Consider the following 19,542-nt stretch of genomic DNA (forward strand, 5'->3'; position numbering starts at 1 on the left):
ACCTGCGCGGGGATCGCGGCGGTGTCCGCACTCGTGTCGGCGCGGCCGAGCTGCGAGACGAGCGCCTCGCCCTCGATGTCGACGTTCGGCAGGATCTTGTCGAGCCACTTCGGCAGCCACCACGCCCACTTGCCGAGCAGCGTCATCACCGAGGGGATGATCACCATGCGCACCACGAAGGCGTCGAGCAGCACGGCGGCGGCGAGCCCGAAACCGATCTCCTTGATGAACACCTGCTCGTTGAGGATGAACGAGGCGAACACCGAGATCATGATGATCGCCGCGGCGGTCACCACGCGGGCGCCGTACTGCACGCCGGTCACCACGGACTGGGTCGCGTCCCCGGTGTGCACGAACTCCTCGCGCATGCGCGAGACGAGGAAGACCTGGTAGTCCATCGCGAGACCGAAGACGATGCCGATCAGGAAGATCGGCAGGAAGGACACCAGCGGCTGCGTGTTGTCGATGAGGCCCAGGGCGCCGTCGGTGAAGATCGCCGACGTCACACCGAAGGTCGCGACCACCGACAGGAGGAAGCCCAGGACCGCGGTGAGCGGCACCAGGATCGAGCGGAACGCGAGGAGCAGCAGCAGGAACGCCAAGCCCACCACGATCCCGAGGTAGATCCACAGGGCGTCACCGAGCTTGTCCGAGATGTCCATCTCGATCGCGGTGCTGCCCGCGACGCCCAGGTCGACGCCGAGCCGGGCCATCGTCCCGGAATCGCCGTTGACCATGGTGCGGAGCTTGGTCACCAGCTTCTGGGTGTCCTCGTCGTTGGGCCCGGACTTGGGCGTCACGATCACGGTGGCGGCCTTGTTGTCCTGCGCCAACTGCGCGAGCTGCGCGTTCGCGATCAGCGGCGCCACGGCCTCGTTGCTGTTGAGCTGGTCGACGATCTGCTTGTACGCGGCGAGACGCTGATTCGGCTGGGCCCCGGCACCGTCGAGCGCGACCAGGAGGGTGCCGTTGGCGCCCTTGCCCCAGCCGTCGGCGATCAGGTCGTAGGCCTGACGCTCCGAAGTGCTCTTCTCGCTCATGCCCGAGCCGGGCAGCGCGGTCTTCATGTCCTTCATCGGGATCGCCAGGATGCCCAGCACCGCGACGCCCGCGACCAGGGTGACGACGGGGACCTTCTTGACGAGGTTGGCCCAGCGCAGACCGTTGGCGACGCGTCCCTCGCCCTGGTCCGTGTCCGGCGGGTGCAGGCCCTTGACGCGGCCGGCGAAGACCTTGGAGCCGAAGAGGCCCAGGAAGGCGGGGAGCAGCGTCAGCGCCACGATGACGGCGATGAAGACGCCCCACGCGGCGGCGACGCCCATCTGGCCGAGGAAGTCCATGCCGATGAACGCGAGGGCGGCGAGCGCGATGATCACCGTCAGGCCCGCGAAGATCACGGCGGTGCCGGCGGTGCCGACGGCGATACCCGCGGCCTCGGCCCGCTGCTCCTTCGTGGTGGCGCCGAGGCGCCGCAGTTCGTGGCGGTACCGCGAGACGATGAACAGCGCGTAGTCGATGGTGACGGCCAGGCCGATCATCGAGGTGAGGACCGTCGGGAACGTGCCGAGCTCGATGAAGTGGGTGGCGATCATGACGCCGCCGATGGCGACGGGGACCGCGATGATCGCGTTGATCAGCGGCAGGCCCCAGGCGACGAGCGAGGCGAAGGTGATGATCAGGACGATCGCGGCGACGATCATGCCGATGATCTCGCTGGTCATGCCCATGTCGGGATTGCCGCGAGCGGCGGAACCGTCGGCCTCGATCTGCAGCGTGCCGTTCGACGCGGCCTCGCCGGCCTCGCGGGCCTTCGTGATGTCGTCCGACAGTTCCTTCGGCAGGTCGGTGACCTTGCCGACGAAGTCCACCGTGATCTTGGCGGTCTTGCCGTCGGGGCTCACCGACGAGGTGGCCGTCGCGTCGGCGTCCTTCTGCGCCTGCGTCTTGGTCGACGCGATGGTCTTGCCCTGCTCGGTGACCGCCTCGAGCTTCGAGCGCTGATCCGGGGTGAGCGACGCCGGATCCAGCTTGCCCGTCGGGTTGTGCAGCAGCTCCGGGTCCTGGACCACGGAGACCTTGCGGCCGTCCTCGTCCTTGGTGAGGTTCTTGAGATCGGCGATCGTCCGGTCGATGCCCGCCGCGGCGGCCGGATCGGTGAGCTTGCCCTCCTTGGCGTGGAAGACGATGGTCGCCGACGCGGTGGTGAACGGGTCGCCGCCGCTGTCGCCGAAGTTCTGGGACACGATGTCCGTCGCCTTGGCCGACGGGAGGCCCGGCAGCGAGAAGTTGTCGACGGTGGGCTTGCTCAGGAGCGCGCCGCCGGCGAGCATGCCGACGAAGATCAACAGCCATGCCGCGATGACTTTGAAGCGATTGAGGTAGGCGAACCTCCCCAGCCGGTACAGGAACAGTGCCATGCGAGTCACTCCGAGTCGTCGAGGCGCGACGGGCTGCGCGATGCGGGTCGAGTTCGAGTGTACCGATCGTTGCCGCCCGCAATAATGTCGCTGACCGGCAGTTTTGTGAGGTCCATCACCGGCGGGCGGGTACCGTGCAGGACATGACCGCATTTCAGCACTTCGCAACGCCTGTCACAGCTGTCGCAACTGCAACAGTGTGCGGCCTGATCCTCGCGGGCTGCGGCAGTTCGTCCGATCCCGCCTCGGCCCCCGCGCCGTCGGGCGCACCGTCGGCCACGACGACGATGGCCGAGAACCGCGCCGAGATGTGCGGGCAGACCCGCGGCCCCGACGGGGCCCTCTACGTGCACGCCCTGGGCACCGTGAAGGTCGACTGCGCCGAGGCGATGCGCGTCGCCAACGGCTTCAGCCCCAAGATCGCGATGGCGCAGCCCGTCACCGTCGACGGCTGGAACTGCACCTTCCCGCAGACCCCGGGCATGCTCGCGCGCTGCGACAGCGGCGACAAGGCGATCGGCTTCTTCAGCTCCCACTGACGGCCGCGAGCGCGGCGGCCTCGTCCTCGGGCAGGTCGAGCGCGAAGGTCTCGGCGAGGATCGCCCGACGGTCCGCCACCGCGTACGGCACGGACTCCTTGCAGCCGTCGGGGCGGGTGGTGATCACCGCATCGCGGGTGAGGACATGCCGCGCGCCGGGCCGGTTCACGACGGCCATGATCCGGCCGCGGAAGGGCGAGTGCGGCGAGGTCGCGACGTAGAAGTTGGTCATCCGCAGGTCCGACCAGGTGCGGTCGGCGAGCGCGAACCGGTACTGCGGGCGCCACTGCGCCGAGCTGGGGTCGAGGAAGTCGAGCTGCCACTCCTCGCCGAAGCCGACGGTCGACGCGGTGAGCCGATAGCGCCAGCCGTCGGCGTCCTGCTCGAGCCCGCTCTCCAGGCGCAGCGGCGCCGTCGGGACCGCCCCGAAACCGACCTCCGCGAGGTGCGGCGCACCGTCGACCTCGACGACGAGCAGTGCGTGCGTGCTCGCGGACGGTCGTCCGTCGACGAGGACCCGGCCCGAGGCGGCGCCGAACCGGAAACCCGTGCGCTCCAGCACCGCGGCGAGCAGCGGGACGTGGCCGGTGCATCCGTAGCCGCGGCGACCGTCGATCATGCGGCGCTGCAGGGCGTCGATGGTGAGCTCGCCCGGAACGCCGCGCACGGCGTCGAAGTTCTCCCAGGGCAGCGTGGTCGCGTGGGCGCGGATCAGGGCCGACAGCCCGTCGAGGTCCGGCGGCGGCGCCCCGTGCAGTCCGACCCTGCGCAGGTAGCGCGGAAGGTCGAGATCGGGCGCGCCCCAGGCACCGTCGGCGTTCATCGTCCCTCCTCGAAGGATCCCCCCGATCCATGGTGCCTCACCCGTGCGGACTACGCAGGTCCACCCGCGCGGGTGATCCCGGCCCGCACGTCACGTCCCTAGCGTTTCGCGCATGAAGAAACTGCTGGTGGGCGCCCTGCTGGTGCTCGTCTTCCTCGCCTACTCCCTCCCTCCCTACCTCACGGGCGGCAGCCGCGTCCCGCTCGACGATCAGCCCGACTGGTACTACGGGCTGCTCGTCGGGCACATCCTGCTCGGGTCCGTCGCGATGCTCGCGGGACTGGTGCAGCTGGGCCGTCGCTGGTTCGCGAAGTACCACTGGATCGCCGGCCGGATCTACGTCGCGTGCGCGCTGCCCGTCGGGCTCGCGGCCATCGCGATCGGCACGGTGACTCCGTTCGGGCCGGTGAACGCGGCGTCCAACGTGACGCTCGGCTCGCTCATGCTGCTGTTCACAGCGCTCGGCGTCCGCGCCATCGTCGGCCGCGACGTGACCTCGCACCGGCGCTGGATGCTGCGCAGCGCCGCGCTCATGTACTCGGTGATCATCAATCGGATCCTGGGCCCGGTGGCCTTCCTCGTGCTCGACGCCGCCGGGGTGCCGGAGTCGTTCATGGACGCGTGGGGGCCCGCGATCGTCGCCTGGCCGAGCTGGCTGATCGCGCTCGGCTTCTGCGAGTGGTGGCTGCGGCGACCGGTACGCCCGGCTCGCGCACGCACGTCGCCCCCTGCGGCGCGCTCGTCGCGCGACCTGGGAGTCTCCGGCGCGGGCGCCGCTCAGGCCGATGCCTGAAGGATCGGATCGGCGACGAGTACCGCAGAACCAGGGCCGGAAATGGACTGAGCCGGGATGTCAGCGATCTGACATCCCGGCTCAACCGTGGCGGTGGCGGAGGGATTTGAACCCTCGGTACGGGGTTACCGCACACAGCATTTCGAGTGCTGCACCTTCGGCCGCTCGGACACGCCACCGTCGCGAAACTTTACCGGAAGACGACTCAGGCGTTAAATCGCCAGGTCAGGAGCGGTGCGGGGAGAAGAAGTCGGTGAGCAGCACCGCGCATTCCGCCTCCCGGACGCCGCCGCGCACCGTCACGCGATGCGTGACGCGGGGATCGCGCACCACGTCCCACACGGACCCGACCGCGCCCGTCTTCGGCTCGAAGGCGCCGAAGACGAGGTGCGCGATACGGGCCGAGACCAGCGCGCCGGCGCACATCGCGCAGGGCTCCAGGGTGACGGCCAGGGTGCAACCCTCGAGCCGCCAGCCGTCGCCGAACCGTGTGGCTGCCTCCCGGATCGCGAGGATCTCGGCGTGCGCGGTGGGGTCACCCAGCGCCTCCCTGCGATTGCCGGCCATCGCGATCACGGAACCACTGGGGGAGAGCACCGCCGCGCCGACGGGCACGTCGGCCGGTCCCGCGAGGCGCGCGGCCTCCAGCGCGAACGACATCGACGCGCGTTCGGGGTCCAGAAAGGCCATCAACCCAAGGTATCGAGGATCGCGCCCAGCTCCCCGTCGAACTGCAGCCGCTCGGCGATCACCTGCAGCTGCTCGTCGGGGTAGAGGTCCGGGTCGGCGAGCAGGACGCTGAGCTCCTGTTCGCCCAGGCCGAGGTCGCCGAGGATGCCGAGGTCGCCCTCGGGCCACGGATCGGTGTCCTCGATCTCCTCGGGGTCGATGTCCGGCACCTCGACGTTGAGCCGATCGAGTGCTTGGACGGCGAGCTCGTCGAAGACGGCCGCCGTCGCGTCGGAGAGCAGCAGCCGGGTACCCGACGGGCCGGGACGAACGATGACGAAGTACTCGTCGTCCACGTTGAGCAGGCCGAACACGGCTCCCGTCGCGCGCAGCGCTTTGAGTGCCTGCTCGGCTTTGGCGATACTGCCCAGCGCACCGGGGTCGAGGAGGTGCACCGTCCAGGTGGTCTCCTCACGGGTCACGGCCACGGCGTAGCCGTCGGTGTCGTCGTAGCGCTCCGGCGAGGTCTCTGCGGCCATGGGTGAAACCGTATCCGTAAACGCGCGTCCGCGACACGTCTCATACGGCTTCCTCACGCCGTTGTGAAACGCTGTCGGGGTGTCCGTGCAGCGTGCTCCTCATTCCGGCGTTCCCGTGTGCGTCCTCGGCCTCGGCCTGATCGGCGGCTCGATCCTCCGCGCGCTCGCCCGCGCCGGTCGGCCGGCGTACGGATGGAACCGCTCGGCCGCCGCCGTCGACGACGCCGGGGCCGCGGGCTTCGACGCCTCGACGGACCTGGCCGCGACGCTGCGCCGCGCCGACGAGGGCGGGCACGTCATCATCGTCGCGGTACCGGTCCCCGCGCTCGACGGCGTGCTCGCCGCCGTCGCCGAGCACGCCCCGAACGCCTGGCTGACCGACGCGGTGAGCGTCAAGGGCGACGTCGCCCGACGGGTCGCCGCTGCCGGACTGACCGGGCGGTACGCCGGCGGGCATCCGATGGCGGGGACCGCCCATTCCGGCTGGGAGGCCACCGACGCCGGGCTGTTCGACGGGGCGACCTGGGTGGTCACCGCCGACGACGAGACGCCGGCGGAGGCATGGCGCCTGGCCGCGACCGTCGGGCTCGACTGCGGCGCGGTGGTCGTGCCCGCCGGATCCACCGAGCACGACGCGGCCGTCGCGCGGATCTCGCACTCGGTCCACGTCGTGGCCGAGGCCGTCGCAATCACCGCGGAGCTCGACCCGCCCGCGAAGCAGCTGGCCCTCTCGCTGGCCGCGAGCAGTTTCCGCGACGTCACGCGGGTGGCCGGCACGGCTCCGTCACTGGTGAACGCGATGTGCGAGGCGAACGCGGAGGCGCTGCTCGACGCGCTGGACGACACCATCGCGGAGCTCATCGCCGCGCGCGCCGAGCTCGCCGCGAAGGGCACCGTCGGCGAGATCACCGCGCGCGGCTACGCGGCGCGCCGGCGGTACGAGAACGCCCGCCGCACCCCGTTCACCCCGGTTCTCGACGGGACGGGATGGCAGCGGGCGCTGCGGGAGGCCGGTCACTCCGGGGGCGTGATCACCGCCCTCCCCTGACGCTGCGCGAGACCTACTCGACGCGGCGCGACAGGCCCGGGTAGTCGACGATGAAGCCGTCGGCGTCGACAGAGACCTTGGAGCTGCTGATCGGGGAGATCACGGTGATGCCGTCGGCGGCACCGTCGTAGTTGATGACCGTCTCCTTCACCGCGAGGCTCGGCAGGTCGACGTACACGACGGGCACGTCGATCTCCTCCGGGTGACTCTGCAGGTCGAACCGGCGGATGGTGAGCGCGTTGAAGAACGCGGACTTGAGCACGTCGACGCTCAGCGCGCCGGAGAAGAATCCCCGCTCCGAGCCCTGCGCGCCCTGCACCAGCCAGTGGTTCTCGCCGTCGCGCGCGATCGTCACCTGCGACTCGCCGGCCGCGGTGAGCGCGTGCACGGAGAGCCGCTTGGTGACGCCCTCGTCGTCGGTGACCAGGTCGTACGAGGCGTTGAAGGCCGGGCCGTCGGACGACGGTGCCGCGATGATGCGGCCGTAGGCCTTGATCCGGTCGCCGGTGAGCTGCACGCGGACGGACTCGAGGAGATTCCCGTCCTCGGAACGCCAGGTGAGGATCCTGGGCCAGCTCGCGCCGGTGATCACGGTGGCCACTGCGTCTGCGGATGAAGGGGTACTCACGCCCCTACGGTAACTCCTCGCATCCGGTGCGAACGAACCCCTGTGGCCACCACTCGCCGGCCGCCGTCGCTGTGCCGGCGCTCACATCCGAGCGAACGCCGGCACCGCGGTTACAGGGCCGCGACGGCCTCGAGCTCGACCACCTGGTCGTCGTACCGGAGTCGACTGACGCCGACGATCGACACCGGCGGCAGGTCCACGAAGACCTCGGCCAGCGTCTCCGCGGCGACCTGCAGGTCCACCTGCAGGTGCTCGGCGACGAAGACCGTCAGGCGCGCGACATCGGACAGCTCCGCGCCCTGCTCGCCCAGGATCACCCGCAGGTTCGCGACGGCCGCGCGGACCTGGCCCTGGACGTCGCCCGGGGCCTGCGTCGTGCCGCCCTGATCGAGGGGCGCCACACCGGCGACGTGCAGGGTGGCGCCCGCGGGCACCGTCGCGCTGTACGCGTGCTCGACCGCGGTGGTCAGCTGGTCCGAGCCGTGGAGCTGCACCTTGCCCATGATCAGGCGGCGTTCTTCTGCACGGCTGCGCCGACGCGGGGCAGCGCCGCGACCACGTTCTCCTTGGCCTTGCCGCGCAGGCTCGAGTAGGCCTTGCGCAGCGCCGGCTGGCTGGTCGACTCGGCCTTCTTGTCGGTGACCGCGAGCAGCGCGTCGCCGACGGCGTCGCCGCGGGCCGCGAGGAACTGGCCGAAGTCACCGGGGCCCTGGGCCTGGAACTCGGTCCAGAACGGGTCGAGCGCGGCGGCGAAGTCGGGCAGCAGCTTGGTCAGCGCCGACTCGATGACGTTCGGCGAGACCTTCTTGACCGCGGAGTACGCGGTCTTGATGACGGTGCCGGACAGCCCGCTCTTGTCCCCCACCTCGGCTTCGACGACCGACGCGAAGTCGGCGACGACGGCCGGCTGGCGCGCGGGGTCGAGAAGTGTGGTGGTGAGCGACATGGGGTACCTCCGAATCATGCACGGTCGATTGCGAGATCGAGCTTATCGGGCCTTCCGGCGGCGTGCGGAGTGCTGAATCCGCACTGATCGAGAGCCGCCGGGAATGCAACTGTTCTGCATCGGATCTGCAACAACGGGCACCGCGGTTTGTGAGGTTCGTCACTCGTGCTCTAGGTTGACGGTTGAAGGAAGGGGTTGCAATGGTGACCAGCCGATCCGGCAGAGCGAACGCACGGCTGTCCGGCGTGCGCATCCCGCTCTGGGACCGCAGCCCCTCGCTGCCCGCCCCGTCGGGCGGCCGGCACCACTCGCGCGTCGACCACACGCTGCCCCTCGGCGATCCCACCGGCGGCGCCGACGCCCTCGCCTGGCGCGACGCCGTCGACGGTCGGCTCACCTATCCCCGGGTGCACATCGACCGCAACGTCGACATCCGCATGTCCGACGGGGTGGTGCTGCGGGCCACCGTCGTGCGGCCGGCCGAGCTCGACGGGGTGCCCGTCGAGCGGCCCTACCCCGCGATCCTCAACCTCAACCCCTACAACCGGATGGTCGTCGACGCGATCGACGAGACCACCCATGCCGCGTTCGTCGGGCCGGCACTGACCAACGCCTCGAAGGCGCTCACGGGCGGCACCGTCGACTTCTCGGGCGGCCTGCTGCAGGGTTTCGGCATCAACCGCCGCCTGGTGCGCAGCGGATACGTGCAGGTGATCGTCGATGTCCGCGGCACCGGCACCTCGCACGGCGTGTGGCAGATCCTCGGCCCGCGCGAGCAGCAGGACTCCGTCGAGGTGTTGCGCTGGGCCCGCTCGCAGGATTGGTGCGACGGGAAGCTCGGCATGGGCGGCTGGTCGTACTCCGCGATCAACTCGCTGCAGGCCGCGGGGCACGCGCCCGAGGGCCTCGGCGCGGTCTTCGCGATCGAGGGCAGCGAGGACATCGTCCGGGACATCTACATCACGGGCGGCCTCCCGTCGGTGTTCATCCCGCTGTGGCTCGGCGCCGTGAACGCCCTGAAGTGGCTGTACAACCCCCGCACGCTGCTGCGCGACACCGTCAACGGCAACGTCTTCCGCTGGCTGCACAGCCGGCTGGTCTCGCCCGCGACGGAGATCTCGTCGGTGGTCTCCGGCGTCCTCACCGGCCGTGACCCGCGGGTGAACGACAATCCGTACTTCACCGAGCGGCACGCGAAGATCGACGCGATCACCGCGCCCACCTTCCTGTTCGGCGGCTGGCACGACCTCTTCGGCCGCAGCACGCCCCGCACCTACCAGCGCCTGAACCTGCCCCCGGGCCGGAAGCAGATGGTCATCACGAACGGCTATCACTTCGACATGGGCGCCGGCTTCGGGGGCACCCAGGCGCCGCCGCGGATCGACGTGCTCGAGCGCGCCTGGTACGACCGCTGGCTCAAGAACATCGACAACGGCGTCGACCGGTACGGCCCCGTCACCCTGGAGCAGCAGGGCGGCGGCTGGACCGCGGGCGAGGCCTTCCCCCGGCCCGGGGCCCGGACGCAGCGGCTGTACGCGACGCCGGACCCGTCGGGCACGGCCGGGCACACCAGGTACGACGGTGGCCTCGCCACCTTCCCGGCGCGACGGCGCGCGTCGGCGTCCACCCGGATCGACCTGCGCGGCCTCGCCTCCCCCGACCTGACGATGGTCTTGGCGGGCCTGACGAAGGCCGTCCCGGCGTGCGAGAACGCGCAACTCCAGGAGCGCGGAGCGATCTCCTTCACCTCGCCGCCCGCGGCCGTCCCGGTGCAGCTGAGCGGCGCGATCAACGTGCACCTCGTGACGCAGTGCGAGGGCGAGGAGGCGATCTGGACCGTGACCGTCAACGACGTGGCGCCGGACGGCACCTCGACGGTCCTCTCCGGCGGCGCGCTGCTGGCCTCGAACCGGGCCGTCGACCCCGCCCGCAGCACCTTCGACGTCGACGGTGAGCTGTTGAGCGCGTGCCATCCGCTCACCTGGTCCGCCAAGCAGCGGGTGGTGCCGGGCGAGATCATCGAACTCGACGTCGACGTGGTGCCCACCGATGCGCTGCTCGACGAGGGCCACCGGCTGCGCATCGACGTCTACGCCGGCAGCGTCCCCCGCTACCTGGCGACGGTCCCGGACCTGGTGAAGACCCGGTTCGGCAAGCAGACCGTGCTACTGAGCCCCGAGCACCCCTCCTATGTGAGCCTGCAGATCGTGGGCGATCCGGGCTGGTGACCGCCCGTTCCGGGCTATCGTCGTCTCCACGATGGTGACCGGTTCCCGAGCCGTCGCGTCCGCCGGTGCGGCCGCGCGGCTGCACAGCATGTTCGTCGACGGTGCGGTCGACGAGTCCGCGCTGCGCGCATCGCAGCTGCGCCACCTCATCGCCGAGAGCTGGCAGCGCAGCCGCGCCGTGGGCGTGAACCCGGACGGGGAGGCGCCGTCGGGCGACGGTGCGCTCGACGCCCTGCGCGCCCGCAGTCCCCTGTCCGGCGTGCTGCCCGTGATCCGGCGGCTCCTCGTCGACGATTCCGCCGGCGCGATGGTGGCCGTGGGCGATCGCGACGGGACCCTGCTCTGGGTGGAGGGCGACGGTGCCGCCGTCCGCCGGGCCGCCGCGATGAATTTCATCCCGGGTGCGAACTGGAGCGAGACGGCCGCGGGGACCAACGCCCCGGGGACCGCGCTGGCGCTCGACACCGAGGTGCAGATCGCCGGGTCGGAGCACTTCGCCCGGCGGGCGCATCGCTGGAACTGCACGGCGGTCCCCGTCCACGATCCGGTGACCCGGGCACCGATCGGCGTGCTCGACGTGACCGGCGGCCCCGAGGTGGCCTCGCCGCACGCCCTGGCCCTGGTGCGCGCCGCGGCGTTGGCCGTCGAGGGACAGCTGGCGATCCTCCGACTCGCCCCGCCCACCCCGGCCGCCTCGCCGCGGCTGCGGCTGCTGGGCGGCCGGCCGGTGCTGGAGAAGGACGGCCGCGACGTGCCGCTCACGGGCCGGCACGCGGACATCCTGGCGCTGCTGGCCCGGCATCCGGAGGGCCTGACCGCCGATCACCTGGCCCTACTGCTCGACGAGCGGGACCTCGACGTGGTCACGGTCCGCGCGGAGGTCTCCCGGCTGCGCAAGACGGTCGGCGCCGATCTCCTGGGCTCGCGCCCGTACCGCTTGCTGGGCTCGCTGGACTCCGATGCGGACGACGCCGCGCGCGCCATCCGGGCCGGCCGCGTCGCGGACGCGCTCGCCGTCTACCGCGGCCCTCTGCTGCCCAACTCGGCGGCGCCCGGCGTCGCGCGCCTGCGCACCGAGCTCGCCGAGAGCCTGCGGTCGGCCGTCATGGCGAGCCGGGACCTGGGTCTCCTGCGCCGGTGGCTCGACCTGCCGGACGCCCGCGACGACGAGCACGGCTGGCGGGTGCTGCGCGCCCACGGCGACGCGCGGGCGCGCGCAGAAGCCGACGGCCGGCTCGCGGCGATCGCCATCGACCTGGCCTGACCTGCCCCGATCGGGGATGCAACCGACTGCAACGGTGTTGCAACGGTCACTGCGTACGGTGGACTGTGACTGACATCACGCACTCTCTGGAGGTCCTCCATGACCGTTTACGCACGTCCCGGCGCGGCCGGCTCGCTCATGAGCTACCAGTCCCGCTACGACAACCTGATCGGCGGCGAGTGGGTCGCGCCGGTCAAGGGCCAGTACTTCGAGAACCCGTCGCCCGTGACGGGGCAGACCTTCTGCGAGGTGGCCCGGTCCACCGCGGAGGACATCGAGCTGGCGCTCGACGCCGCCCACGCCGCGGCCCCCGCCTGGGGCAAGACCTCCCCTACGGTCCGCGCGAACATCCTGAACAAGATGGCCGACCGGATGGAGACCAATCTCGAGGCCATCGCGGTCGCCGAGTCCTGGGAGAACGGCAAGCCGGTCCGCGAGACCCTCAACGCCGACATCCCGCTGGCGATCGACCACTTCCGCTACTTCGCCTCGTGCCTGCGCGCGCAGGAGGGCTCGCTCTCGGAGATCGACGAGAACACCGTCGCCTATCACTTCCACGAGCCGCTGGGCGTCGTCGGCCAGATCATCCCCTGGAACTTCCCGATCCTGATGGCCGTCTGGAAGCTGGCGCCGGCGCTGGCCGCGGGCAACGCGATCGTGCTCAAGCCCGCCGAGCAGACCCCGGTCTCGGTGCTCTACCTGTTCTCGCTCATCGGCGACCTGCTGCCCCCGGGCGTGGTGAACATCGTCAACGGCTTCGGCCTCGAAGCGGGCAAGCCGCTCGCCTCGTCGAAGCGCATCCGCAAGATCGCCTTCACGGGTGAAACCACGACGGGCAAGCTGATCGCCGGCTACGCCGCCGACAACCTGATCCCGGTCACCCTGGAGCTGGGCGGCAAGAGCCCGAACGTCTTCTTCAAGGACGTCATGGCCGCGAACGACGACTACCAGGACAAGGCCCTCGAGGGCTTCACGATGTTCGCGCTGAACCAGGGCGAGGTGTGCACCTGCCCGTCGCGCGCCCTGCTGGAGAAGCCGATCTTCGACGAGTTCCTCGAGCTCGGTTCCATCCGAACCAAGTCGATCATCCAGGGCGATCCGCTGGACACCGACACGATGATCGGCGCGCAGGCGTCGAAGGAGCAGCTGGAGAAGATCCTCTCCTACATCGACATCGGCAAGAACGAGGGCGCGACGCTGGTCACCGGCGGCGAGGCGGCCGACCTGGGCGGCGACCTGTCCGGCGGCTACTACATGCAGCCCACGATCTTCTCGGGCGACAACAGCATGCGGATCTTCCAGGAGGAGATCTTCGGCCCGGTCCTCGCAGTGACGTCCTTCGACGGTTACGACAACGCGATGGAGATCGCCAACGACACCCGCTACGGCCTCGGCGCCGGCGTCTGGTCGCGCAACGGCGACGTCGCCTACCGTGCGGGCCGCGACATCCAGGCGGGCCGCGTGTGGACGAACACCTACCACCAGTACCCCGCGCACGCGGCGTTCGGCGGTTACAAGGACTCGGGCATCGGCCGTGAGAACCACAAGATGATGCTCGATCACTACCAGCAGACCAAGAACCTGCTGGTCTCGTACGCGCCGGGCGCGCAGGGCTTCTTCTGATCCCGTCCCCGGACCGCACCTGGTGAGGGTGTCCGCGGCGCCGTTCCCGATCCGGGGGCGGCGCCGCTCGCGTGTCCGGGCGTTCCCGCCCGGCGGTCGCGCGTCAACAGCGGCACCTCGGCGTGGGCGGCAGTGACCCCGACGACGGCATCGCAGATCGTCCCGCCGCGAACACCGTTCTCGCCGAGTCGCGCCACGAACGCTCGCATGCCCACGCTGCCCGACACGGTGTACGAGTGAATCAGTCCACCGGAATGGTGGTGGTGCCGAGCAGGTCCCCCAACTGCCACGGATCGAGTCCGTTGGCGGCGTTCATGTCGCACCGCACGCGGCCGTAGCCCTCGGGCAGCCCGTTGCCGTAGCCGCTGCCGTCGGTGTACTGGTGGATCGCGAAGCGACGCCCCAGCTCCGGCGCGCGCGAGAAGTCGGGCAGTGCGCCGTACGAGGGCACGACGAAGGGCATCTCGGGGAGGGTCGGCCAGATCCCGATGTCGTTGGGGTTGAGGTAGCCGATGCAGCGGGTGGGGCGAGGGTCGGCGCCGCCGCCGCGCCACTCGGAGGCGCCCCGGGTGAAGCCGTTGAAGGCGTCCGAGTGGTCGCCGACGATCTGCCCGCCCCAGGATTCCGCGTCCGCCATCGTCACCACGTCGGCGCGATCCTCGCCTTGCATCTCCACGTGCACGGCGAGGCTCTCCTCCCAGTTCGGCCGCACCACGGCGTAGACGATCGCGCCGACCAGGCGCCCGTCGTCGAGCATGCGCCGCACCGTGTCCCAGTTCTCGGCGAACCGACGGTCGCGGTAGGTGCCGTCGTTGGAGCGAATGGCGACCCACCGGTACGGGTACTTCTCGGGCAGCGGCGGCTGCCATTCCGAGACGTCCGCGTACAGCGTGTCGCTCTGCAGCCGCGCGGCGCGCGCCCGCCTCAGTCGCTTCCTCACGGTGCCCACGCTACCCCGTGAGCACCCGGTCATGAGGTGCGCTTTACCCGGTCTTGGGTTGCCCGAACGACTTTCGCGCGGGCATTCTGGTCGGATGAACTCCCTCACCGGCCGCGGCCGGGCCCTGCTCGCCGCCGCGGCCGCGCTCCTCGTCGGCGTCGTCGTCCTCGGTCTGCTCGTCGGCTGGAAGCCGGTCACCGACGCCGACGGCGAGGTGCTGGAGGAGATGGTCGAGCATCGCGACGCCGCCGCCACGTCCGTGATGACCCTGCTCACGGACGTCTTCTCACCCGGCGGCACGATCGCCCTCGGGCTCGTGGCGGCGGCGCTCCTGGCGTGGCGACGGTCCGCCTCCGCCGCGCTCTTCGTGCTCAGCTCGACGGCGTTCGCCTCGGCGGCGACCCTGGCACTGAAGTACGTCTTCGCTCGGCAGCGTCCCCCGGTCGTCGATCACCTGGTCAACGAGACGGATTACGGCTTCCCGTCCGGCCACGTCACCGGCACGACCGCGCTGCTCCTCGCGGCGACGGTGGCGGTCACCGCCGGGTGGTCGGCGCGACGGCGTCTGCTCGCCCTGTTCGTTCCCGCGGTCGTCATCGGCGCGGTCGCGGCGAGCCGCCTCTACCTCGGCGTGCACTGGTTCTCGGACACCGCGGCGGGCTTCGCGGTCGGCCTCGCCGGGCTGGCGGTGGGCCTGGCGCTGCTGCCACCCGACTCCTGGGCGCGCGGCGACCGACGGATCGCGGATCTGGTCAGCCGCGGTCGCGTTCCGCGAACACGTCCCGCGCGACCAGCGTCGCGTTGATCGCCCGGGGAAAGCCCGCGTAGAGCGCGGAGTGCAGGAAGATCTCGGTGATCTCCTCGCGCGTGATCCCCACGTTGAGCGAGGTGTTGATGTGCACGCGCAGTTGCGGATCCGTGCCCAGCGCGGTGAGGATGCCCAGCGTCACCAGCTGTCGGCTGCGCGGGTCCAGACCGGGCCGCGCGTAGATCTCCCCGAAACCCCACGCCGCGATGTGGTGCGCGAGCGCGGGGCTCACCTCCGCCAGGCCGTCGATCACGGTGCGGGCGTCCTCGCCGTCGATGCCGGCCAGCACCTCGAGACCGGCCTCGCGCCGCTCGATCGCCGCTTCGCTGTCGATGTCGTACTGCTCGGGCACGCGCCCCTCCGTCCGCGGCTCGTCGTTCGCAAGCCTCACGACTGACGGTAACCCGGCCCGGACGACCGCGCGCGGCTCAGCTCCTGGGCACAGGGCAGGCGGCACCGTCGGCGCCGACGATCCGCACCCGCGAGACGAAACGCTTCCCCGTCGAACCCTCCAGGGAGAAGCCCGCGGCACGCCCGGGCTCGAGGTCCAGGATCAGCACGCTGTTCTCCCACACCCGCGCTTCTCCGTCGGAGACCCACACCGGAACCGCCCGTCCGTCCTCCAGGTCGACGGTGCCCAGCCGCACGTTCGCGTCGCCCACGCGGAATTCGTCGACGGCGAAACACATCGGGGCGGAACCGTCGCAGCAGCCGCCGCTCTGGTGGATCAGGAGCGCGCCGTTGCCGTCCCACAGCTCCCGCAGCATCTCCCGTGCCGCGGGAGTCGATTCGACCCGCTCGTCCATGCCCACTCCCTTCGCCTCCCTCGACGGTAACGCAGCGACACCACGCTGAGGCCGGGTCCGGCGGATCACCCGCGTGCGCAGCCCTTTCCGCCGTGCGCCGTCAGCTTCCGTGTGCACCCGCCCGCCGGCCGGAGAAGACGCAATCGGCGAGCGAGAGACCACTGACGTAGGAATCGGAGCAGATGCCGACCGCCGCGCGGCCGGCGGCGAACAGACCCGGCACCGGCGCACCGTCGGGCCGGAGCACGGCCCCGGTCTCCTCGTCGACGACGAGCCCCCCGAGAGTGAGCATCGGCATGGGGTATGTGGTCCGGGCGCGGAAGGAGATGTCGAGCAGCGTGAACGGGCCGGCACCGATCGGCCGGCGGACCGCGTCGGGCTTGCCGAACGGGTCGGGTACGCCGTCTTCGATGGCGCGATTGTGCGCGTCGACGGTGCTCTGCAGCGCAGCGGGATCGACGCCCGCCCGCGTGGCTACCTCGTCGAGCGTGGCGCCCCGGGTGGCGCCGAGCCGCAGTAGCCGCTCGGTCTGCAGGCGCTGGAACCAGGTGGACTGCTGGGGGATCTGCCTGCGCGCCTCGGCGAGGAGCGGTGCGTCCACGAGGAGCCAGCCGCGGTGGTCGGGGCGGGTCGCGAGGGCGTCGCCGAGCGCGGCGCCGTAGCGGGACTCGTCGATCATGCGGCGGCCGTCGCTCCCCACGGCGAGGCCCGCGAAGAAGGCGCTCGGCGGGCCGATGAACCGCCAGTTGGAGATGTGGTCCATCTTGTCGACGGCGGCGCCGGCCTTGCACCCCATCGTGATTCCGCTGCCGTCGTCGGCGGCGGTACCCAGCGGCAGGCCCTCGTCCCAGGGGAAGTCGGGCCGGTGCGCGGCGACCATGGCGCGGTTCGCGATGAAGCCGCCGGTCGTGATGATCACCGACGAGGTCGCGCGGATGCGGATGGTGCGGCCGTGGCGGCGCTCGAGGCGGTCCAGGAGCGCCTGTAGAACGGATCGGAATCCCTGGTGGTAGACGCCGGGCTTCGCGGAGAGCTTCGTGAGCGCGGCGAACCGGCGCAGCACGGCGGGCGGCGCACCGTCGAGCGTGACGGCCTCGACGCCGACGACGCGGCCCTCCTCCAGGACGAGATCGGTGACGCGCGTGCCGGTCCGAACCCGCACACCCGCCCGCGCGGCCGACGCCGCGAGGGGCCGGTAGAAGGCCTTGCCCGAGACCCCCGGGCCGTGGGCGCGGTGCCCGCGCTGGCGGGGGACGGCGCGGTCGGGGAAGGAGTTCTCGCTCCCCGAGTAGTAGAGGTAGTAGTCGTCGGTGGGGTACGAGGTCTTGTACGGGCACGACGACGGATCGAAGGGCACGCCGTGCCCCGTGAGCCAGTCGATCATGGCGGGCGAGCCCGCGCAGAAGCTGCGGAGCGTGGCCTCGGAGACGACCTCGCCCACCTCGCCCCGCAGGTAGGCGTACATGGTGTCGACGGTGTCCTCGACCCCGGCCGCACGTTGCACCCAGGTGCCGCCCCCGGCGTAGACGATGCCGCCGGACAGGTCCGTCGCGCCGCCGCCCAGATAGCGGTCCAGCGCCAGCACGTCCGCGCCGGCTTCGCGCGCCGCCAGCGCGGCCACGACGCCGGCGCCGCCGTAGCCGACCACCACCACCTCAGCCGACAGATCCCACTCACTCATGCACCAGCCACCGTCCCGCGTCGATTTCTAGAACACGTTACAGAACCGGGGCCGGAATTCTCGGCGATGCGGCTCGACCCGTATGCACCGGCCTCGAACCTTGATACGCTCGAATCGGTTGATCGACACAGCCCCGAGTTCGCGTTTCCCCGCCCGTGCGGCCAGGTAGGCCCACGCCGAAACGCACCACCCACGGGAGCCGTATGAGTTCACCAATTTCCGGGTCGACCGCATCCCCCACCTCCGCCCGTGCTCACCGGGTCGCCGTGCAGCGCGGTACCTCGACGTCGCCGGCGATACTCTCCGTCACCGGATTCATCGACGCCTCGAACACCCGCGAGGTCGCCCGCAGCGTGCAGTGCCAGTTCAATCAGCGCAACGACATCGTGATCGACCTGTCGCAGCTCCACTTCATCGGCCTCGGCGCACTGTGGATCGTCATCGGACTGCCGCAGATCGCGTTCTCCCGGGATCTGTGCTGCGCCGTCGTCGCGGGCCGCCGCGTCGATCACCTCCTCGACCGCGTCAACGACGGTCGCCCGCCGTGGGTCTTCGGCGACCTCCCGCGGGCGTGTGACGCGGTACTGACCGGCGGACACCACCACCTGTCGATGTCCCGGGCGAGCGCATGATCGGCCTCGGTACGCACGTCGTCATCGATGTCGGCGCGGGCCGACGGGTCGGTTGTCGGGTCGCGGCGATCCGGCACGCGCCGTTCAGCTACGTCGAACTCGAACCCCTCGACGGCGGGGCCCGGCGGACGATGCCCCTGCGGGTCGTCGAGGCACTCCTGCTGGCGCAGGGGCCGAGTACGCCGCGCTCCGCGTAGGACCGCCGTGCAGCGAGGACCGGCGTGTGCCCGGAAACGAATCAGGTCCGGTTTCCATCGCTGGAAACCGGACCTGACCTCTGTGCGCCCGAAGGGATTCGAACCCCTGACCTTCTGATCCGTAGTCAGATGCTCTATCCACTGAGCTACGGGCGCATACCCATATTCAATTCTCGCCGGCCCGAAGACCGACGTGGCGGAGGCGAGAGGATTTGAACCTCCGGTCCGGTGTTGGCCGGACAACTCATTAGCAGTGAGTCCCATTCGGCCGCTCTGGCACGCCTCCAAATCGGACGCGATGCGCGAGCGATCCTTACGGGTCACGCGCAACCGCCGAGCAGCTACTTTACACAACCTCCCCGCAACCCACAAAACAGCAGGTCAGTCCCCATCGGGGCCCGCGCGGGCGATCAGGGCGATCAGATCGGCTCGGGCGTCAGGACGTCCTCCCACGTGAGGTCGACGCGCACGTCCGCGTCGCCGATCATCCTCCGCACGACGTCCTCCGCCAGCGCGCGCAGTCGGTCGCCACCGTCGAGCAGCGACCGCGATCGTCCGTCCGCACCGACGGCCACGAGGTGGACGTGCACGGCGGTCAGCCGGGCGCCCGCGAGATCCAGAGCCACGTCCGCGACCGCCGCCGCCTCGGCGGCGGCGGCATCCGAGAGCGCCGCGGTGACGGCCTTGGAGAGCGCGAGCTCGGTGACCGCGATCCCCGGCCGCACCGTCTCGATCGCGCGGGAGCGACGGGGCAGTCCCGACACCTGGAGCGCGACGGCGGCACGCAGCCGCTCGACGGCGTCGGCACCCCAGCGGGGGTCGACCTCGGGCGCCGCCGACCCGGGTCCGGCCAGCCCTGCGAGCCGACGTGTCGCGTCGGCTATCCAATCGGTGGCCTGCGCCGGTTCGGCGTGGCCACTCTCCACTCGCCTGAAACTCATCGCTCCCCCAGTGTGACCAC

At 70.9% G+C, this 19,542-nt stretch carries 20 protein-coding genes, 3 tRNA genes and 1 pseudogene; 9 read left to right on the top strand and 15 right to left on the bottom strand.

Annotation, left to right across the window (positions count from 1 at the left end; genetic code table 11):
• Positions 1 to 122 precede the first annotated feature (122 nt).
• Positions 123 to 2,570: pseudogene (locus tag FK530_RS18145) on the bottom strand (MMPL family transporter); the annotation flags it as partial.
• Here FK530_RS18145 and FK530_RS18150 point away from each other — a divergent pair.
• Positions 2,561 to 2,956 carry a hypothetical protein gene (locus FK530_RS18150; RefSeq protein ID WP_146488392.1) on the top strand — a complete coding sequence of 132 codons (396 nt, stop codon included), beginning with the start codon at positions 2,561 to 2,563 and terminating at the stop codon, positions 2,954 to 2,956. The pseudogene FK530_RS18145 and the gene FK530_RS18150 sit on opposite strands and share 10 nt — an antisense overlap.
• Here the strand turns inward: FK530_RS18150 and FK530_RS18155 are convergent.
• Complete coding sequence (locus tag FK530_RS18155) at positions 2,943 to 3,779, bottom strand: arylamine N-acetyltransferase family protein (RefSeq protein WP_146488393.1); 837 nt, start codon at positions 3,777 to 3,779, stop codon at positions 2,943 to 2,945. The genes FK530_RS18150 and FK530_RS18155 overlap by 14 nt on opposite strands.
• Positions 3,780 to 3,891: 112 nt before the next feature.
• Between FK530_RS18155 and FK530_RS18160 the strand changes: the two genes are divergently transcribed.
• Positions 3,892 to 4,572 (top strand): DUF2306 domain-containing protein, encoded by a 681-nt coding sequence (locus FK530_RS18160; RefSeq protein ID WP_146488394.1) that lies wholly within the window; start codon positions 3,892 to 3,894, stop codon positions 4,570 to 4,572.
• Between the two features lie 88 nt (positions 4,573 to 4,660).
• Here the strand turns inward: FK530_RS18160 and FK530_RS18165 are convergent.
• From FK530_RS18165 to FK530_RS18175, 3 genes are all read right to left on the bottom strand, one after another.
• Positions 4,661 to 4,751, bottom strand: a tRNA-Ser gene (locus FK530_RS18165).
• A 46-nt stretch (positions 4,752 to 4,797) separates the two neighbouring features.
• Positions 4,798 to 5,262 (bottom strand): nucleoside deaminase, encoded by a 465-nt coding sequence (locus FK530_RS18170; RefSeq protein ID WP_146488395.1) that lies wholly within the window; start codon positions 5,260 to 5,262, stop codon positions 4,798 to 4,800.
• A complete protein-coding gene (locus tag FK530_RS18175) occupies positions 5,262 to 5,780 on the bottom strand; it encodes a tRNA adenosine deaminase-associated protein (protein WP_146488396.1) in 519 nt (172 codons plus the stop codon). The genes FK530_RS18170 and FK530_RS18175 overlap by 1 nt, the downstream gene beginning before the upstream one ends.
• Positions 5,781 to 5,865: 85 nt before the next feature.
• Here FK530_RS18175 and FK530_RS18180 point away from each other — a divergent pair, with 85 nt between their 5' ends.
• Positions 5,866 to 6,828: a prephenate dehydrogenase gene (locus tag FK530_RS18180; protein WP_146488474.1), complete on the top strand. Its 963-nt coding sequence runs from the start codon at positions 5,866 to 5,868 to the stop codon at positions 6,826 to 6,828.
• 13 nt (positions 6,829 to 6,841) lie between these two features.
• Here the strand turns inward: FK530_RS18180 and FK530_RS18185 are convergent, their stop codons facing one another.
• The 3 genes from FK530_RS18185 to FK530_RS18195 form a co-directional block, all read right to left on the bottom strand.
• Positions 6,842 to 7,456, bottom strand: coding sequence for a putative glycolipid-binding domain-containing protein (locus FK530_RS18185; RefSeq protein ID WP_231706690.1), 615 nt, complete (start codon positions 7,454 to 7,456; stop codon positions 6,842 to 6,844).
• Positions 7,457 to 7,566: 110 nt separating this feature from the next.
• Positions 7,567 to 7,959 (bottom strand): RidA family protein, encoded by a 393-nt coding sequence (locus FK530_RS18190; protein WP_146488397.1) that lies wholly within the window; start codon positions 7,957 to 7,959, stop codon positions 7,567 to 7,569.
• Positions 7,960 to 7,961: 2 nt separating this feature from the next.
• On the bottom strand, positions 7,962 to 8,402 hold the full coding sequence (locus FK530_RS18195; RefSeq protein ID WP_068526034.1) for a DUF6918 family protein: 441 nt from the start codon (positions 8,400 to 8,402) through the stop codon (positions 7,962 to 7,964).
• Positions 8,403 to 8,602: 200 nt separating this feature from the next.
• On the opposite strand from FK530_RS18195, the gene FK530_RS18200 reads away from it, so the two are divergent.
• The 3 genes from FK530_RS18200 to exaC all read left to right on the top strand — a co-directional run bounded on the left by FK530_RS18200 (position 8,603) and on the right by exaC (position 13,517).
• Positions 8,603 to 10,630, top strand: coding sequence for a CocE/NonD family hydrolase (locus FK530_RS18200; RefSeq protein ID WP_146488398.1), 2,028 nt, complete (start codon positions 8,603 to 8,605; stop codon positions 10,628 to 10,630).
• A 31-nt stretch (positions 10,631 to 10,661) separates the two neighbouring features.
• Positions 10,662 to 11,894, top strand: a complete 1,233-nt coding sequence (locus tag FK530_RS18205; RefSeq protein WP_146488399.1) for a helix-turn-helix domain-containing protein — start codon at positions 10,662 to 10,664, stop codon at positions 11,892 to 11,894.
• A 99-nt stretch (positions 11,895 to 11,993) separates the two neighbouring features.
• Complete coding sequence (exaC, locus tag FK530_RS18210) at positions 11,994 to 13,517, top strand: acetaldehyde dehydrogenase ExaC (protein WP_146488400.1); 1,524 nt, start codon at positions 11,994 to 11,996, stop codon at positions 13,515 to 13,517.
• Positions 13,518 to 13,758: 241 nt separating this feature from the next.
• On the opposite strand, the gene FK530_RS18215 is transcribed toward exaC, so the two are convergent.
• Positions 13,759 to 14,457, bottom strand: a complete 699-nt coding sequence (locus tag FK530_RS18215; protein WP_231706691.1) for a hypothetical protein — start codon at positions 14,455 to 14,457, stop codon at positions 13,759 to 13,761.
• A gap of 94 nt (positions 14,458 to 14,551) precedes the next feature.
• Here FK530_RS18215 and FK530_RS18220 point away from each other — a divergent pair, with 94 nt between their 5' ends.
• Positions 14,552 to 15,262: a phosphatase PAP2 family protein gene (locus tag FK530_RS18220; protein WP_158645140.1), complete on the top strand. Its 711-nt coding sequence runs from the start codon at positions 14,552 to 14,554 to the stop codon at positions 15,260 to 15,262.
• On the opposite strand, the gene FK530_RS18225 is transcribed toward FK530_RS18220, so the two are convergent.
• The 3 genes from FK530_RS18225 to FK530_RS18235 all read right to left on the bottom strand — a co-directional run bounded on the left by FK530_RS18225 (position 15,210) and on the right by FK530_RS18235 (position 17,752).
• Positions 15,210 to 15,656: a carboxymuconolactone decarboxylase family protein gene (locus FK530_RS18225; RefSeq protein WP_231706692.1), complete on the bottom strand. Its 447-nt coding sequence runs from the start codon at positions 15,654 to 15,656 to the stop codon at positions 15,210 to 15,212. The two genes, FK530_RS18220 and FK530_RS18225, sit on opposite strands and share 53 nt — an antisense overlap.
• Positions 15,657 to 15,693: 37 nt before the next feature.
• Positions 15,694 to 16,071 (bottom strand): DUF779 domain-containing protein, encoded by a 378-nt coding sequence (locus FK530_RS18230; RefSeq protein ID WP_146488402.1) that lies wholly within the window; start codon positions 16,069 to 16,071, stop codon positions 15,694 to 15,696.
• Between the two features lie 100 nt (positions 16,072 to 16,171).
• Positions 16,172 to 17,752, bottom strand: coding sequence for an FAD-binding protein (locus tag FK530_RS18235; protein WP_146488403.1), 1,581 nt, complete (start codon positions 17,750 to 17,752; stop codon positions 16,172 to 16,174).
• A gap of 266 nt (positions 17,753 to 18,018) precedes the next feature.
• Here FK530_RS18235 and FK530_RS18240 point away from each other — a divergent pair, with 266 nt between their 5' ends.
• Together FK530_RS18240 and FK530_RS18245 are read left to right on the top strand one after the other, a co-directional pair.
• Positions 18,019 to 18,384, top strand: a complete 366-nt coding sequence (locus tag FK530_RS18240) for an STAS domain-containing protein (RefSeq protein WP_146488404.1) — start codon at positions 18,019 to 18,021, stop codon at positions 18,382 to 18,384.
• Entirely contained in the window at positions 18,381 to 18,581 is a 201-nt protein-coding gene (locus tag FK530_RS18245; protein ID WP_146488405.1) for a hypothetical protein, read from the top strand. The genes FK530_RS18240 and FK530_RS18245 overlap by 4 nt, the downstream gene beginning before the upstream one ends.
• A gap of 83 nt (positions 18,582 to 18,664) precedes the next feature.
• Here the strand turns inward: FK530_RS18245 and FK530_RS18250 are convergent.
• From FK530_RS18250 to FK530_RS18260, 3 genes are all read right to left on the bottom strand, one after another.
• Positions 18,665 to 18,737, bottom strand: a tRNA-Arg gene (locus FK530_RS18250).
• Between the two features lie 38 nt (positions 18,738 to 18,775).
• Positions 18,776 to 18,867: transfer RNA gene (locus tag FK530_RS18255), tRNA-Ser, on the bottom strand.
• A 133-nt stretch (positions 18,868 to 19,000) separates the two neighbouring features.
• A complete protein-coding gene (locus FK530_RS18260; protein WP_146488406.1) occupies positions 19,001 to 19,522 on the bottom strand; it encodes a hypothetical protein in 522 nt (173 codons plus the stop codon).
• Positions 19,523 to 19,542 lie beyond the last annotated feature (20 nt).

This window comes from Tsukamurella conjunctivitidis (genome assembly GCF_007858475.1).
GTDB lineage: Bacteria > Actinomycetota > Actinomycetes > Mycobacteriales > Mycobacteriaceae > Tsukamurella > Tsukamurella conjunctivitidis.